This is a genomic window from Verminephrobacter eiseniae EF01-2, from assembly GCF_000015565.1.
GTDB lineage: Bacteria > Pseudomonadota > Gammaproteobacteria > Burkholderiales > Burkholderiaceae_C > Acidovorax > Acidovorax eiseniae.
The window spans coordinates 5,551,455-5,566,749 of sequence record NC_008786.1 but is presented as its reverse complement, the minus strand read 5'-3'; the positions used below and the strand labels follow the sequence as shown (position 1 = coordinate 5,566,749).

General features: G+C 68.5%; 14 protein-coding genes. 7 read left to right on the top strand and 7 right to left on the bottom strand.

Annotation, left to right across the window (positions count from 1 at the left end):
• Positions 1-17 precede the first annotated feature (17 nt).
• The 5 genes from rpmH (at position 18) to mnmE (ending at position 4,075) form a co-directional block, all read left to right on the top strand.
• A complete protein-coding gene (gene rpmH / locus VEIS_RS24350) occupies positions 18-152 on the top strand; it encodes a 50S ribosomal protein L34 (protein WP_005798102.1) in 135 nt (44 codons plus the stop codon).
• Positions 153-220: 68 nt separating this feature from the next.
• Positions 221-604: a ribonuclease P protein component gene (locus VEIS_RS24345; RefSeq protein ID WP_011812678.1), complete on the top strand. Its 384-nt coding sequence runs from the start codon at positions 221-223 to the stop codon at positions 602-604.
• Positions 601-906 (top strand): membrane protein insertion efficiency factor YidD, encoded by a 306-nt coding sequence (gene yidD, locus VEIS_RS27490; RefSeq protein ID WP_083758711.1) that lies wholly within the window; start codon positions 601-603, stop codon positions 904-906. Before VEIS_RS24345 ends, yidD begins: the two co-directional genes overlap by 4 nt.
• A complete protein-coding gene (yidC, locus tag VEIS_RS24340; RefSeq protein ID WP_011812676.1) occupies positions 903-2,606 on the top strand; it encodes a membrane protein insertase YidC in 1,704 nt (567 codons plus the stop codon). Before yidD ends, yidC begins: the two co-directional genes overlap by 4 nt.
• Complete coding sequence (gene mnmE, locus VEIS_RS24335) at positions 2,603-4,075, top strand: tRNA uridine-5-carboxymethylaminomethyl(34) synthesis GTPase MnmE (protein WP_011812675.1); 1,473 nt, start codon at positions 2,603-2,605, stop codon at positions 4,073-4,075. Before yidC ends, mnmE begins: the two co-directional genes overlap by 4 nt.
• A gap of 3 nt (positions 4,076-4,078) precedes the next feature.
• On the opposite strand, the gene VEIS_RS24330 is transcribed toward mnmE, so the two are convergent.
• Complete coding sequence (locus tag VEIS_RS24330) at positions 4,079-4,996, bottom strand: LysR family transcriptional regulator ArgP (RefSeq protein WP_011812674.1); 918 nt, start codon at positions 4,994-4,996, stop codon at positions 4,079-4,081.
• Positions 4,997-5,127: 131 nt separating this feature from the next.
• On the opposite strand from VEIS_RS24330, the gene VEIS_RS24325 reads away from it, so the two are divergent.
• On the top strand, positions 5,128-6,474 hold the full coding sequence (locus tag VEIS_RS24325) for a D-amino acid dehydrogenase (protein ID WP_011812673.1): 1,347 nt from the start codon (positions 5,128-5,130) through the stop codon (positions 6,472-6,474).
• A 255-nt stretch (positions 6,475-6,729) separates the two neighbouring features.
• A complete protein-coding gene (locus VEIS_RS24320) occupies positions 6,730-7,251 on the top strand; it encodes a flavin reductase family protein (RefSeq protein WP_011812672.1) in 522 nt (173 codons plus the stop codon).
• Positions 7,252-7,270: 19 nt separating this feature from the next.
• Here VEIS_RS24320 and VEIS_RS24315 read toward each other — a convergent pair whose 3' ends face one another.
• The 6 genes from VEIS_RS24315 to VEIS_RS24295 form a co-directional block, all read right to left on the bottom strand.
• Positions 7,271-9,712 (bottom strand): adenosylcobalamin-dependent ribonucleoside-diphosphate reductase, encoded by a 2,442-nt coding sequence (locus VEIS_RS24315; RefSeq protein WP_011812671.1) that lies wholly within the window; start codon positions 9,710-9,712, stop codon positions 7,271-7,273.
• Between the two features lie 21 nt (positions 9,713-9,733).
• On the bottom strand, positions 9,734-10,285 hold the full coding sequence (locus VEIS_RS29460; protein ID WP_157048665.1) for a hypothetical protein: 552 nt from the start codon (positions 10,283-10,285) through the stop codon (positions 9,734-9,736).
• Positions 10,285-11,433, bottom strand: a complete 1,149-nt coding sequence (locus VEIS_RS24310) for a BMP family ABC transporter substrate-binding protein (protein WP_011812670.1) — start codon at positions 11,431-11,433, stop codon at positions 10,285-10,287. Before VEIS_RS24310 ends, VEIS_RS29460 begins: the two co-directional genes overlap by 1 nt.
• A 64-nt stretch (positions 11,434-11,497) precedes the next feature.
• On the bottom strand, positions 11,498-12,415 hold the full coding sequence (locus VEIS_RS24305) for an ABC transporter permease (RefSeq protein WP_011812669.1): 918 nt from the start codon (positions 12,413-12,415) through the stop codon (positions 11,498-11,500).
• Between the two features lie 114 nt (positions 12,416-12,529).
• Positions 12,530-13,603 carry an ABC transporter permease gene (locus VEIS_RS24300; RefSeq protein WP_011812668.1) on the bottom strand — a complete coding sequence of 358 codons (1,074 nt, stop codon included), beginning with the start codon at positions 13,601-13,603 and terminating at the stop codon, positions 12,530-12,532.
• Complete coding sequence (locus tag VEIS_RS24295; protein ID WP_011812667.1) at positions 13,596-15,179, bottom strand: ABC transporter ATP-binding protein; 1,584 nt, start codon at positions 15,177-15,179, stop codon at positions 13,596-13,598. Before VEIS_RS24295 ends, VEIS_RS24300 begins: the two co-directional genes overlap by 8 nt.
• Between the last annotated feature and the right edge of the window lie 116 nt (positions 15,180-15,295).

Sequence of the window (15,295 nt, the reverse complement as noted above, 5' to 3'; positions counted from 1 at the left end):
TTTAAGGAAACCACAGCATGAAACGCACCTATCAGCCCTCCAAGACGCGCCGCGCGCGCACCCATGGCTTTCTCGTGCGCATGAAGACCCGGGGCGGGCGGGCCGTGATCAACGCGCGCCGCGCCAAGGGCCGCAAGCGCTTGGCCGTCTGAGGTCGCCGCTGTCGGTCTACGCCTGGCCCCCGGTCTGCCCGTCAGGTTCCGGTCTCGATCGGCGCAGCATGCAACGGCTGAAAACCCGTGCGCAGTTCCAGGCGGCGATGACAGGGGGCACGGTCGCGCGCACCGCGCATTTTGCGCTGCACCGGCTGGCGCTGGATATGCCGACGCCGCCAGCCCGGCCGGCCCTGTTCGCCGTGCCCGGCGTCTGGCTCGGGGTCGTGCTGCCCAAGCGCTGGGCGCGCCGCGCCGTGACACGCAACGCCATCAAGCGACAGATCTATACCGTGGGCGCTCTGTTCGAGACGCGGCTGGCGCAGGCCGCCCATGTGGTGCGCTTGCGCAGCGCCTTTGACCGCCAGCAGTTCGTCAGCGCCCGATCCGAGCCGCTGCGGCAGGCCGTCCGTGCCGAACTGGTGCAGCTTTTTGGCCAGGCCGCGCGATGATGCAGCGCCTGCTCATCGCCGTGGTTCGGGGCTATCGGTTCTGGCTCAGTCCCTGGCTCGGCTCGGCCTGCCGGTTCGAGCCGAGCTGCTCGCGCTACGCGCTACAGGCGCTGGCGCAGCATGGCGCTGCGGCCGGTAGCGTTCTGACGTTGCACAGGCTGCTACGCTGCCACCCCTGGTGTGACGGGGGCCATGATCCGCTTCCGCAGGCATTGCCGCGCAGCCTGCGGCTGTTCTCTCGGCTCGGCCTGCCGCTTGCGTCCGCACGCGCCCAACCATCTTCAGCAAAGAAGTCTTCATGAACGACATTCGCCGCTCCGTCTTGTGGGTGATTTTTGGCTTTTCCATGATTTTGTTGTGGGACAAGTGGCAAGTGCATAACGGCAACAGGGCCCTGTTTTTCCCCGCCCCTGCGCCGACTGCGCCTGCCGCCAGCGCAGGCGCCAGGCCGGCCAGCGCAGATGCGGCCCATGTCCCGGCGCCTGCCGCCGGCGCATCCCCGGACGCCGTGCCTGGTCAACCCGCAGTGTCCGGGCAGCCCGCCGCAGTCCCTGTCGCGCGCGAACGGGTGCAGGTCCAGACCGACCTGTACCGCCTGACTTTTGACAGCCAAGGCGGCTCGCTGACCCATGCCGAACTGCTCGAACATGCCGACATGGCCGACAAGACCCGGCGCTTCCTGCTGCTCGACGAAAGCGCGCAGCGCGTCTATGTGGCGCAGACGGGGCTGATCGGCGGCAGCTTTCCCACGCACAAGACGCCGATGACGGCGCTGCCCGGCCCGCGCGAACTGGCCGAGGGCGCGAACGAGCTGGCCATCCGCTTCGAGTCGCCGAGCCAGGGCGGCCTGAAGCTGGTCAAGACCTGGACCCTCCGGCGCGGCAGCTATGCGATTGCCGTCCGGCATGAGGTGGTCAACACCGGCAGCGCTACCGTGTCGCCACAGTTGTATCTGCAACTGGTGCGCGACGGCAACAAGCCGCCCGGAGAGTCCTCGTTTTATTCCACCTTCACCGGCCCTGCGGTCTACACCGACGCCAAGAAGTACCAGAAGATCGAGTTCAAGGACATAGAAAACGACAAGGTCGATATCCCCAAGGAGGCGCCCGACGGCTATGTCGCGATGGTGCAGCATTACTTTGCCACGGCCTGGCTGCTGGCCGATGGGGTGCAGCGCCAACCGTTCACCCGCAAGGTCGACACCAACCTGTACTCGGTGGGCATGCTCACGCCGCTGGGCAGCATCGCGCCCGGTGCCAGCCGGACGCTCGACGCCCGCCTGTTCGCCGGCCCGCAGGTCGAAACCATGCTGGAGACCCTGTCCCCCGGGCTGGAACTGGTCAAGGACTACGGCTGGCTGACCATCCTGGCCAAGCCGCTGTACTGGCTGCTCGAACAGTTGCACAAGCTGCTGCGCAACTGGGGCTGGTCCATCGTCGGTCTGGTGTTGCTGCTCAAGATCGCGTTCTATTGGCTCAATGCCAAAGCCTACGCCAGCATGGCCAAGATGAAGGCCATCAATCCCAAGATCATGGAGATGCGCGAGCGCCTGAAGGACAAGCCGCAACAGATGCAGCAGGAGATGATGCGCATCTACCGCGAGGAAAAGGTCAACCCGATGGGGGGCTGCTTTCCGATCGTGATCCAGATTCCGGTGTTCATCGCGCTGTACTGGGTGCTGCTGTCCAGCGTGGAGATGCGCAACGCGCCGTGGATCGGCTGGATCCATGATCTGTCCACACCCGACCCGCTCTTCATCCTGCCGCTGTTGATGACGGCCAGTTCACTGTTGCAGACGGCGCTGAACCCGGCGCCGCCCGATCCGATGCAGGCCAAGATGATGTGGTTCATGCCGCTGATCTTCAGCGTGATGTTTTTCTTCTTCCCGGCCGGCCTGGTGCTGTACTGGCTGACCAACAACATCCTGTCGATTGCGCAGCAGTGGATCATCAACACCCGCATGGGCGTGCCGCCGCAGTTCAATCTGCCCAAGTTCCGGTGAGGCGGCATGACCCCATCGTGGCCATCGCCAGCGCTGCCGGACGCGGGGCGATCGGCATCGTGCGGGTCTCGGGCAACGCGCTCGGCGCGCTGGCGCAGGCCCTGTGCGGGCGCGCGCTCCAGCCGCGCATGGCGACCTACCTGGCTTTTCGCGACGCCCGGGGGCAGCCCATCGACCAGGGGCTGGCGCTGTACTTTCCAGGCCCGCACAGCTACACCGGCGAAGATGTGCTGGAGTTGCAAGCCCATGGCGGGCCGGTGGTGCTGCAACTGCTGCTGGCGCGCTGCCTGGAGGCCGGCGCCGGCGCTGATCCGGCCACCGGGCGGCCCTGCCTGCCCGGGCTGCGGCTGGCGCAGCCGGGAGAGTTCACCGAGCGCGCCTTCCTCAACGACAAGATCGACCTGGCCCAGGCCGAGGCCATTGCCGACCTGATCGACGCCAGCACCGAGGCGGCGGCGCGCAGTGCCAGCCGGTCGCTCAGCGGGGCCTTTTCCGCCGGAATTCATGGCCTGTGCGATGCGCTGATAGCGCTGCGCACGTTGGTCGAGGCCAGCCTCGACTTTCCGGAAGAGGAGACCGATTTCCTGCACCAGGCCGACGCGCGCGGACAACTGTCGAGACTGCGGCAAGCGCTGGGCGCGGTGCTGCAACAGGCGCGCCAGGGCGCATTGCTGCGCGATGGCATCGAGGTGGTCATTGCCGGCCAACCGAATGCGGGCAAGAGCTCGCTGCTCAACGCGCTGGCCGGGGCCGAGTTGGCCATCGTCACGCCGGTGGCGGGCACCACCCGCGACAAGGTGCAGCAGACCATACAGATCGAGGGCGTGCCGCTGCGCATCATCGACACGGCCGGCTTGCGCGCCAGCGACGATGAGGTCGAACGCATCGGCATCGCGCGCAGTTGGGAGGCGATGGCCGCTGCCGATGCCGTGCTGTTCCTGCACGACCTGGCGCGCGCGCAGACGCCAAAATACATCGCTGACGACGCCGAAATAGAACGCGCGCTGGCCCGGAAGCTGCCTCCAGGCGTTGCCGTGATCGATGTCTGGAACAAGCTCGACTGCGTTGCCGCTCCGGCCGAATTGGCCGCACCGACCGCACCGACCGAATCGGCCGCCGTACCCCCCGCATCCGCCCGCCCTGCACCTGCCCCGCGCCCGGCGGTGCAACTGTCGGCCCGCACCGGTCAGGGGCTCGATGGCTTGCGGCGCATCCTGCTGGAGGTGGCGGGCTGGCAATCGGTCCCCGAGGGCATTTGCATCGCCCGCGCCCGGCATGTCCAGGCGCTGCAAATGGCGGCGGCCCATTTGGAGCAAGCCGCAGACCAGTTGCAGGCCCGGGGTGCGGCGCTGGAACTGCTGGCCGAAGAACTGCGGCTGGCGCAAAACGCGCTCGACAGCATCACCGGCGCGTTCACCAGCGACGACCTGCTCGGGGCCATCTTCGCGCGCTTTTGCATCGGCAAATAGGGGTCAGGCTGCTGCGACCAGCGCCTGGGCGGCAGCCCCCGTCAGCGCCGCAGACAGCGCATCGAGCAAGGCCGATTCCAGGTTCCAGCAATGCCAATACAGCGCAATCGGCAACGACCTGCCGGGCGCCAGGTCGACCATGCTGCCGTCGGCCACCGGGCCACGGGCCAGTAGTTCGGGCACCACGCCCACGGCCCAGCCTGCGGCCACGGCGCGCATCTGTGCCTCCGACCCCGGCACGAACAATTGATTGAGCGCCACGCGCCTGAGCCCGAACGCGCGCGCCACGAACTCGGCGGCCATGTCGTCCTTGCGGTTGAACGACAGAAACGACACCGCCCGGAAGTTATGGGCGCTCAGCCCCTGCGGCAGGTGCTGCTGCGCGTAGCCCGTCGCCGCCACGGCCACGTAACGCATGGCCCCCAGCGGCACCATCTTGCAACCGCGCAAAGCCTGGCGCAGCGTGGTCACGCAGCCGAGCACCTGGCCGCTGCGCAGCCATTCCTGGGTGAAGTCCTGGTCATCGACGATGATCTCCAGCGGCAGACGCTGCTGCACCAGAGCGTGCAACGCGCCCATGGCCCAGGTGGCAATGCTGTCGGCGTTGATGGCGATCGCGATGCGCTCGTCCTCGCGCGTGCCAGCGGGGGCGCTCGGGGCCAACTCTTGCAAGTCGCGCTCCAGGCCGGCGCGCAGCAGCCGCAACTGCTTGGTGTGCTTGAGCAGCAACTGCCCGGCCGGGGTGGGCCGCAGCGGCCGGCTGCGCACGATCAGCACCGAGCCTACCTGGGCCTCCAGCACACGCAAGCGCTGCGACACCGCCGACTGCGTGACATTCAGGCGCTGCGCGGCACGCTCGAAACCGCCCTCTTCGACGATGGCGGCCAGGCATTCCAGCGCGGCGGGATCGTAGCTGCTCATGGTCCTTGAACGTGCTCGGCAAGCCTTGCCGCGTGCGTGCTTGTATTAGGTTTGTATTAGATGTGCTGATGATTTTTGAAGAAGTTTAATCCCGCTGTTGCTGGCGCGCGATCGGGCGCACACTGCGCGCGATGAAAACCATCGTTCTGGGCGCCGGCATCATCGGCATCAGCACCGCCTGGCAGTTGCTCGAGCGCGGCCACGAAGTCACCGTGGTCGAGCGCCAGCCCGACGCTGCGCTGGAGACCAGTTTTGCCAATGCCGGACAGATCTCGGTGAGCTACTGCGAGCCTTGGGCCAACCGCTCTGCGCCGCTCAAGGCGCTCAAGTGGATGTTCGACAAAGAGGCCCCGCTGCTGCTGCGCCCGCAGCTCGACTGGCAGCAATGGCGCTGGGGCCTGCAATTTCTGGCCCAGTGCAACGACGCGGCGTTCGAGCGCAATGTGGCGCAGATCGTCGCGCTCGGCGCCTACAGCCATGCCGCGCTCAAAGAAGTGGTGCAGGCCACGGGCATCGAGTACCACCGGCTCGAACGCGGCATCGCCCATTTCTACACCGACCAGAAGTCGCTCGATGCCGCCGGCCAGGCGGTGCAACTGATGCGCAGGCATGGCGTGCAGCGCCGCCTGGTCAGCCGCGATGAACTGCTGCAGATCGAGCCTGCGTTCAAAGCCTATGGCGCGCACATCGCCGGCGGCACTTACACCAGCAGCGATGAAAGCGGCGACGCCCATGTCTTCACGCAAGCGCTGGCCCGGCGTTGCGCCGCGCGCGGCGCGCAGTTCCTGTACGGCCATGAGGTGCGGCAGTTGCACAAGACCGGGGATGCGATCGATTCCGTCACCGTCATGCCGCAACCCTCCGGCGCCGGCGCCGGCAAAGCGTTCATCGTGCAAGCCGACGCCATCGTCGTCGCATGTGGCTCGTACAGCGCGCCGCTGCTGCGCAGCGTGGGTGTGGATTTGCCGATCTACCCCGGCAAGGGCTACAGCGCCACGTTCCCGTTGCTGCGGCCTGAGGCTGCGCCTTGGGTGTCGACCATCGACGACGGGCGCAAGATCGCGCTGACCCGCCTGGGCGACAGGCTGCGCGTGGCCGGCACCATCGAGCTGGGCGGCTTCGACCTGACGCTCGACAGCGCCGTGGCCAAGGCGCGCTGCCACATGCTGTCGCGCCGCATCGAAGAAATCCTGCCCGGCGTGTGCGACACCCGCAATCCCGGGCAGGGCGGCAACCCGCAGTACTGGTGCGGCCTGCGCCCGGCCACGCCGAGCAACATCCCGTTCATCGGCCAGACGCGCCTGCGCAAGCTGTGGGTGAATGCCGGCCACGGCACGCTGGGCTGGACCCATGGCGCCGGCTCCGGCAAGGCGCTGGCCGAACTCATCAGCGGCGAGCAGCCGGCGCTGAACTTCGGCTTCCTCGGTCGGGCGCAATCCCCCCGCGCCCCCTTCGACGCCTCGGGGGCGACGACCTGACGAAGCCGGTCGCGCAGCGGCCTGCGCTGGCGTAAAACGCGGCCGTCGTGCGGCACTGCCCGCCCGCCCGACCGACCGACGGATTGCGCCGCCGCGTCGATCGCGCACGGCGAGGCCCCGCACCCGTCGCCGGGGCGGTGGCGCGGCAGCCCCGCCACGGCACTTGGGCGGGCCGGCGCTGATAATGGCGGCATTCCTGCCTGCCCGCCTACCTGCTTGGCTGCCCGCCAGCGCACCACCGTCGCCGCCGTTTTCGTGAACCGCTCCTGCTCCCACCCTGCTCTGGCTCAGCCGCCGAGTTTTTCCCCCCGCGAGTTCCGAGACGCCCTGGGTATGTTTGCCACGGGCGTGACCATCGTGACTGCCCGCAATGCGGCGGGCAAGTTGGTTGGGTTGACGGCCAGTTCCTTCAATTCGGTGTCGCTGGAGCCGCCGCTGGTGCTGTGGAGCCTGGCGCATGGCGCCAGCACCATGCCGGTCTTTGCCAACGGCTCGCACTACGCCATCCATGTGCTGGCGGCAGACCAGAAGGCCCTGGCCCAGCGCTTTGCCACCCGCGGCATCGACCGCTGGGCCGGTCTGGAACACCGCCCCGGCATCCACGGCGCCCCGCTGCTGGCCGGTGCGGCGGCCACGTTCGAGTGCTTCAACCGCAGCCGGCACCAAGAGGGCGACCACATCATCTTTGTCGGCGAGGTCGAGCGCTGCGCGCACCGCCAAGGCGTACCGCCGCTGCTGTACCACGGGGGCAAGTTCTACACCGAGCATCCGCTGTGAGGCCGCGCGCGGCCCGCGCTCACCCGCAGGCGCCGAGTTGGCCGCATTGGGTGCAGTAGTCGCAGCCGTCCTTGCGGATCACGGCATGGGCGCCGCATTCGTTGCATTTCTTGCCGATCATGGCCTGCGGCACGGGCAGGGGGGGCGCCGGTTCGTCCAGCGGCAGCCGTTGCTGCACCGGGTCGCGCACGCGGCGCGCCAGGATGTTCTGGATCGCATAGGCCATGGCCGCCACTTCGGAGTCGTGCCACATCGGCACCAGCGTGCCGTCGTCCTTGCGGTGGCTGCCCAGGCGCACCGGGCCCCGGTCCCAGGCCACCTTGCGCATGTCGCCGAGCGCGCGCTCCAGAAAGCCGCCGCGCGCTGCCAGCGACAGCATGCGCATGCTCGACGTGATCCACTGCTGGGATTCGCCGCTTTGGCCCACCGGCATGAAAAACTCGATGGCCCGGTCGACGCTGCCCTGGCCCGTGGCAACGGGCAGGAACGAGACGATCAGGTACAGCGTCTTGTGGCCTTCCTGCGTCCAATACTCCAGTTTCTCGGCCACTGCCGGCAGACCGCCCTGCGGCCGGCTTTCGATCACGGCGCGCATCGGATCGACCGGGGGCACCGCAGGCGCTGCCGCTGGTGCAGCAGGTGACGCAGCCGGGACCGTAGCCGGGGCCGCATCGGTCTCCAGCACCGCGCCCAGGATGGCATTGGGCCGGTAGGTCGCCAGGCCCTTGAGCCGCGCGCGCCAGGCTTGCAGGTACAGGTCTTTGAAGTCTTCGTAGGGGTAGTCGACAGGAATGTTGACCGTCTTGGAGATGGCCGTATCGACCCAGGGCTGCACCGCCTCCATCATCGCAATATGCGCCTGGACGGGCATGTCCAGGGCCGAGACGAAATAGTCCGGCAGGGCCTGCGCATCGCCGCCGAGTTCGCGGTACAGGCGCCAGGCATGGTCTTGCACCGCGTACTCGGTGCTGCCGCCGTCGGCCGCGCGTTTTTTGCGCTTGTAGGTCCACGCGAACGAAGGCTCGATGCCGTTGGAGGCGTTGTCGGCAAAAGCCAGGCTGACGGTGCCGGTGGGGGCGATCGACAGCAGATGGCTGTTGCGGATGCCATGCTGGCGGATCGCGGCCTTGAGCGCCTCGGGCAGGCGGCTGGCAAAACGGCCCTCGGCCAGGTACGGCCCGGCAGAAAAGTGGGGGAAGGCCCCTTTCTCGCGTGCCAGGTCGACCGACGCGCGATAAGCGGCATCGCGCATGCACCGGGCAATGCGCACCGCCATGGCGCGGCCCTCGGGCCGGTCGTAGCGCAGGCACAGCATGGCCAGCGTGTTGCCCAGGCCGGTAAAGCCCACCCCGATGCGGCGCTTGGCCATGGCCTCCTCGCGCTGCTGCGGCAGCGGCCAATAGGTCAGGTCGAGCACATTGTCCAGCGCCCGCACCTGCAACGCCACGGCCTGCGCGAAAGCCTCGAAGTCGAAAGCCGCGGCACCGCCAAAGCCAAAAGGGTGGCGCACGAAGCGGGGCAGGATGACGGGGCCCAGGTCGCAGCAGCCATAGGCGGGCAGGGGCTGCTCGCCGCAGGGGTTGGTGGCCGTGATGGTCTCGCAGTAATGTAGGTTGTTGTCCTCGTTGATGCGGCCCAGGAACAGGATGCCCGGCTCGGCATAGTCGTAGGCCGAACGCATGATGCGCTCCCACAGCGCGCGCGCCGGCACGCTGGCATAGACCCACTGGCCGTCGGCGCGCTGGTGCGCGCCCTGGGCCAGCAAGGCGGCGCCGGGGCGGGCCTTGTGCACCAGATCCCAGGCAGCGTCGTCTTGCAGCGCCTGAATGAACGCATCGGGCACGCTCACCGACACATTGAAGTTGTTCCACCGGCCCGGCTGGCGCTTGGCGCTGATGAATTCGTGCACATCGGGGTGGTCTATGCGCAGCACGCCCATTTGCGCGCCCCGGCGCGCGCCGGCGCTCTCCACGGTGGCGCAGGACTGGTCGAACACGTTCATGTAGCTGCAAGGCCCCGAGGCCATCGACGCCGTGGCCATGACCCGCGCGCCCTTGGGCCGGATGCGCGAGAAGTCGTAGCCCACGCCGCCGCCGCGCCGCATGGTCTCGGCCGCCTCGCGCAGCGCCTCGTAGATGCCGGGAAAGCCGTCCTCGTCCTGGCCCTGTATGCAGTCGCCCACCGGCTGCACGAAGCAGTTGATCAACGTGGCCTGGATGTCGGTGCCGGCGGCGCTCATGATGCGGCCCGCGCCAATCGCTCCGGCTTGCAGGTTGGCCAGGAACAGGGCCTCGTATCGGCTGCGCAGTTCCGGGGCTTCCACCGACGCCAAGGCCCGCGCCACGCGCTGGTAGAGCATTTGCGCCGTGGTTTCACCGGGCTTGAGGTATTTCTCGCACAGCACATCCTGGCTGATGGGCTGCAAGCCGAGGTCGGGACAGGGTTGGGGTTCGCGTTGCATGGGGGGCAGATGGTTCGGGGTTCATTCCATTCCTGAATCGTTCGTGAACGCGAAGGCGCAGCGCAGACAGTACAGATGTACGGCAAGCGACGCCGACACAGTGCACGGATGCTTCAGGAATGGAACCAGACCGGGCTTGGCACCCGGCCGGGCGCTTTCGGCAAAGGTCAAACCGTACCATACGGCGGCCCGGTGACCCCGGGCGGAGGATTGCCGTCGCACCGCTGCCGAGCCTGTCGCGTTGGAGACAACGAACGATGAGACCTTGGTTTGCGTGTTTCGTCCGGACGATCGGGCGCCGGTTTTGGCGCCGGTGGGAAAGGGCCGCCTGCCAGCGCACCGCTGCCGTGGCCTTGCCCTGGACCGATGCCGCCGGCCCCCGCCGGGTTCTGCGGGGGGGCTACGAACGGCTAGTGTCGCGTCACCGATCAGATGTCGTAGGCTGCGCGCAGCCATCGGAGCGCAGCGCAAGGCGCATCGCTTGCCCATACCGAGCTGTATTGGCAAGCGATGCAACGCCGCGATGCGCTTCGATGGCCAGCGCAGACCGACAGATGACCGGTGACGCGACACTACGGCTTGTCGCCGCCCGGGATCTTGCCTTCCACGCCCTTGACGTAAAAGTTGATGCCGCCCAGGAATTTGTCGTCGGCCACGGCGTCCGTTGCCAGCACGGGCTTGCCGTCCTGGCCCAGGATCGGGCCTTTCCAGATCTGGTAGCTGCCGTCGGCCAGGCCCTTTTTCACGGCGTCGACCTTGGCCCGGGTTTCGGCGGGCACGTCATCGGCGATCGAGACGATGTCGATCGCGCCTTCCTTGACGCCCCACCAGCTTTGGCCCGTGGCCCAGGTGCCTTCGAGCGCATCCCGGGTGGCCTTGACATAGTAGGGGCCCCAGTTGATCACGGCCGATGCCAGGTGGGCCTTGGGGCCGTAGGCGGTCATGTCGGAGTCCCAGCCAAAGGCGCGCTTGCCCTTGTCCTGCGCGGTCTTGAGCACGGCGGCCGAGTCGGTGTTCTGGAACAGCACATCGGCACCGCCGTTGATCAGCGTGGTGGCGGCCTCGGTTTCCTTCGGGGGGCTGAACCATTCGTTGACCCACACGACACGGGTCTTGATCTTGGGGTTGACCGATTGCGCCCCGAGCGTGAAGCTGTTGATGTTGCGCAGCACTTCGGGAATGGGCACCGAGCCGACCACGCCGAGCTGGTTCGTGCGGGTCATCGCGCCGGCGATGATGCCCGCCATGTACGCGCCTTCGTAAGTGCGGCTGTCATAGGTGCGCATGTTCTCGGCGGTCTTGTAGCCCGTGGCATGCTCGAACCGGACGCCCGGGTTGTCTTGCGCCACCTTGAGCATCGGCTCCATGTAGCCGAAGGTGGTGCCGAATATCAGCTGGTTGCCCTGGCCGACCAGATCGCGCAGCACGCGGTCGGCGTCGGCCGACTCGGGCACGCTGTCGACGAAACTGGTGGCCACCTTGTCGCCGAACTCCTTTTCGATGGCCTTGCGGCCGTTGTCGTGCGCAAACGACCAGCCCCCGTCCCCCACCGGGCCGACATAGGCAAAGGCGATCTTCAATGGCTCGGGCTTGGGCGCCGGCGCCTGTGCCACAGGGGCCGGTGCCGGGGCCGGTTCTTCCTTCTTGCCACAGCCCGTCAGGGCGGCCGCAGCGGCGGCAAAGAGCGCCGCCAGTTCGCAGCGTTTGCGCAGATCAGTCATATCGGATCCTTCTTCAGAACATCAGGGGTTGAAACACCGGCAAAAGCGGGGGGGGGGGGGATTATCAGCCGGGATGGAACGGCTTGCCGAGGGCCGCCGGCATGTTGGCGCGGATCCAGGCCGGGTTGCGCGAGATCAGCGCCAGCACCACGATGGTGGCCAGGTACGGCAACATGCTCAGCCACTGGCTCGGCAGTTGCACGCCGCTGGCTTGCAGATGAAATTGCAGCATGGTCACGCCCCCGAACAGGTAGGCGCCGAGCAGCACCCTGGCCGGGCGCCAGGTGGCGAAGGTGGTCAGTGCCAGCGCGATCCAGCCCCGGCCGGCGACCATGCCTTCGACCCATAGCGGGGTGTAGACGATGGCCGCATAGGCCCCGGCCAGCCCGCACAGCGCGCCGCCTGCCAGCACGGCGGCCAGCCGGATGCGGCGCACCGGGTAGCCCAGGGCATGGGCGGACTCGGGCGCTTGCCCGACCGCGCGCAGCACCAGCCCGGCGCGCGTGCGGTACAAGAACCAGACCAGCCCCGCCGCCAGCAACATGCTCAGGTACACCAGCGGGTGCTGGCCAGACAGCGCCGGCCCGAGCAGTGCGATGTCGGCGAGCCAGGCGATGCCGTAGCGGGGCAACTCGGGCAGCCTGGCCTGCACGTAGGCGATGCCGGCAAACGCCGAAAAGCCGGCGCCGAACAGGCTCAGCGCCAGCCCCGTGGCGTATTGGTTGGTGTTGAGCCAGATCACCAGCAGGCCAAACAGGGCGGCCAGCAAGGCGCCTGCGGCCATGCCGGCGGCAAAGCCCAGCCAGGGGTTGGCCGTGTGCACCACGGTGGCAAAGCCGGCCAGCGCGGCGCACAGCATCATGCCCTCGGCCCCCAGGTTGACGATGCCGGCCTTTTCGTTGATCAACAGCCCCAGGGCGGCCAGCGCCAGCACGGTGCCGGCGCTCAGCGTGGCGCCAATCAGCAGGGCGTAGGATTGCATCTTCAGTGCTCCGGAACGCATGAAACGCATGCAATGGGCAACCGGCGCAGCCCGGGCCAGGCAGGCAGCGCAGCCGGCGTCGCCGGGCCGCAGGCGCGGGGCGGGCGCGCCATTTCAGGCACCGCCTTTGGCGCCTGCGCCCCGGCGCACGCGGTATGCGATCAGCGTGTCGCAGGCCAGCAGCGTGAACAGCAGCAGCCCCTGGAACACGCCGGTGAGCGATTTGGGCAGCCCCAGGCGCGATTGCGCCAGCTCGCCGCCGATGTAGAACATGCTCATCAGCAGCGCCGAGACCATCATGCCCGCCGGGTGCAGGCGCCCGACGAAGGCCACGATGATCGCGGCAAAGCCGTAGCCCGCCGGCACATGCGGCGTGAGCTGGCCAATCGGGCCGGCCACCTCCAGCGCGCCCGCCAGGCCGGCCGCGCCGCCGGAGATCAGCAGCGCCGTCCACAGCGCCCGGCGCGGGCAAAAGCCGGCGTAGCGGGCCGCTGCCGGCGCCAGCCCGCCCACTTGCAGCGCAAAGCCGGCACGGGTGCGAAACAAATACACCCACAGCGCCGCCGCCCCGGCCAGCGCCAGCAGCAGGCCGATCGTCATGCGCGAGCCTGGCATCAGCCGCGGTATCTGCGTGCCTTTGTCAAACATCCGGGTCTGCGGAAAGTTGTAGCCCAGCGGGTCTTTCCAGGGGCCATAGACCAGATAGCCCAGCACCAGCGCGGCCACGTAGACCAGCATCAGGCTGACCAGGATTTCGTTCGCATGGAACCGGTCGCGCAACAGGGCCACCAGCGCCGCCCAGGCCATGCCGCCCAGCACGCCGGCGAGCAAGATGGCCGGCCAGATCCAGGCGCCCGTGCGCTGGTTGGCCAGCAGCGCCACGCCGCCGGCGGCGACGGCGCCGATCACGTACTGCCCCTCGGCGCCGATGTTCCAGACGTTGGCGCGAAAGCACAGGGCCAGCCCGAGCGCGATCAGCAGCAGCGGCGTGGCCTTGACCATCAACTCGCCGAGCGCATAGCGCGACTTGAGCGGCTCCCAGAAGAACAATTGCAGCCCGCGCACCGGGTCCTTGCCCAGCGCGATGAACAAGGCCGTGCCGATCAGCACCGTCAGCGCCAGCGCCAGCAGCGGCGAGCCATAGCTCCAGAGCCGGGAGGCTTCGGGGCGCGGCTCCAGCCTAAACATGCGGCACCTGCCGTGCCGGCGCCGGCGCCGGAGGGGTTTGCATATCGGCCTGCCACAGCCCGCTCATCCATGCGCCGATGCGCTCGACCGTGGCCTGCCCGCGCGGCACCGGGGGCGACAACTGCCCCTTGGCCAGCACTTGCAGCCGGTCGCAGAGGTCGAGCAATTCGTCCAGGTCTTCGCTGACCACCAGCACCGCGCAGCCGGCCTCGCGCAGCGCCAGGATGGCGCCACGGATCTGCGCGGCGGCCCCCACGTCCACGCCCCAGGTCGGCTGCGCGACGATCAGCAGCCGGGGCCGGGCGTCGATCTCGCGCCCGACGATGAACTTTTGCAGGTTGCCGCCCGACAGCGACCTGGCCGCCGCGTCCGGCCCGCCGGCCTGCACGTCAAAGCGCGCCATCAGGGCCTGGGCCTGCCGGCGCAGCGCGCCCAGCCGAATCCAGCCGCCGCCGGCGAGCGCCTCGCTGCGCGTGAGCAGCAGGTTGTGCGCCAGCCCCAGGCTCGGCACGGCGCCACGGCCCAGCCGCTCTTCGGGCACGAAGTGCAGGCCCAGCGCGCGGCGCTCGCGCGGGCCCAGGCGGCCGGCGTCGTGGCCGCACAGTTGGATGCTGGCCGCGTCGGCGCGCGTGTCCTCGCCCGACAGCGCATACAGCAACTCTTTTTGCCCGTTGCCCGAAACCCCGGCAATGCCCAGCACCTGGCCGGCCTGCAAGTCCAATTGCAAGTCGATCAGATCCACGCCGAACGGCTCGGCGCGGGGCAGCGACAAGCCCTGCACGCGCAGCACCGTGGCGCCGGCGGGCCGCGCGCGCGCTGGCAGCGCGGCAGGCTCGGCGCCTATCATCAGCCGCGAGAGCGAGGCCACCGATTCGTGCGCCGGGTTGCACTGCCCCGTCACCCGGCCGCCGCGCAGCACGGTGCAGGCCGTGCACAGCGCCCGGATCTCGTGCAGCTTGTGGCTGATGTACAAGATGCTGCAACCCCGGGCGGCCAACTGGCGCAGCACGACGAACAGCCTGTCTGCCGCCTGCGGCGTGAGCACCGAGGTCGGCTCGTCCAGAATCAGCAGCGCCGGGTCGGCCAGCAGTGCGCGGATGATTTCCACCCGCTGCATCTGGCCGACGCTGAGCGTGTGCACCGGGCGCAGCGGGTCGGTGTCCAGGCCGTACTCGGACGCCTTGGCGCGGATGCGCCCGGTCACTTCGGCCAGCGACAGGCGCTGGTCCAGCCCGAGCCAGACGTTCTCGGCCACCGTCAGGCTATCGAACAGGCTGAAATGCTGGAACACCATCGCAATGCCCAGCGCCCGAGCCTGCTGCGGGTGGCGCAGCCGCACGGCCTGGCCGTTCCAGTGCATGCTGCCCGCGTCCGGCGCCAGCGCGCCGTAGATGATCTTCATCAGCGTGGACTTGCCCGCGCCGTTTTCGCCCAGCACCGCATGAATCTGGCCCGGCTGCACCGTCAGCGACACGCCGCTACAGGCGAGCACGGCCGGGTAGCGCTTGGTGATGCCGGCCAGTTGCAACCGGGCCGGCGCTGCGCGCGCCGGCCCGCAAGGGGGCGGGCAGGGCATGTCCAAGACCTCTCGATGCGCTCGTTGCATATCCGCGTAGAAACTATCGTCAGCCCATGTCAGCTATCGTTTTTGCAGCCGCCTGGCGCGCCGCACCCATGCCGCACAGCGCTGTA

What these genes read in the sequence shown, in the direction of transcription:
- yidC (WP_011812676.1), top strand. Translation starts at nt 903, where the DNA reads ATGAACGACATTCGCCGCTCCGTCTTGTGGGTGATTTTTGGCTTTTCC.
- VEIS_RS24300 (WP_011812668.1), bottom strand. Translation starts at nt 13,603, where the DNA reads ATGTTTAGGCTGGAGCCGCGCCCCGAAGCCTCCCGGCTCTGGAGCTAT.
- VEIS_RS24330 (WP_011812674.1), bottom strand. Translation starts at nt 4,996, where the DNA reads ATGAGCAGCTACGATCCCGCCGCGCTGGAATGCCTGGCCGCCATCGTC.
- VEIS_RS24295 (WP_011812667.1), bottom strand. Translation starts at nt 15,179, where the DNA reads ATGCCCTGCCCGCCCCCTTGCGGGCCGGCGCGCGCAGCGCCGGCCCGG.
- VEIS_RS24325 (WP_011812673.1), top strand. Translation starts at nt 5,128, where the DNA reads ATGAAAACCATCGTTCTGGGCGCCGGCATCATCGGCATCAGCACCGCC.
- yidD (WP_083758711.1), top strand. Translation starts at nt 601, where the DNA reads ATGATGCAGCGCCTGCTCATCGCCGTGGTTCGGGGCTATCGGTTCTGG.
- VEIS_RS24305 (WP_011812669.1), bottom strand. Translation starts at nt 12,415, where the DNA reads ATGCAATCCTACGCCCTGCTGATTGGCGCCACGCTGAGCGCCGGCACC.
- VEIS_RS24310 (WP_011812670.1), bottom strand. Translation starts at nt 11,433, where the DNA reads ATGACTGATCTGCGCAAACGCTGCGAACTGGCGGCGCTCTTTGCCGCC.
- rpmH (WP_005798102.1), top strand. Translation starts at nt 18, where the DNA reads ATGAAACGCACCTATCAGCCCTCCAAGACGCGCCGCGCGCGCACCCAT.
- VEIS_RS24345 (WP_011812678.1), top strand. Translation starts at nt 221, where the DNA reads ATGCAACGGCTGAAAACCCGTGCGCAGTTCCAGGCGGCGATGACAGGG.
- VEIS_RS24315 (WP_011812671.1), bottom strand. Translation starts at nt 9,712, where the DNA reads ATGCAACGCGAACCCCAACCCTGTCCCGACCTCGGCTTGCAGCCCATC.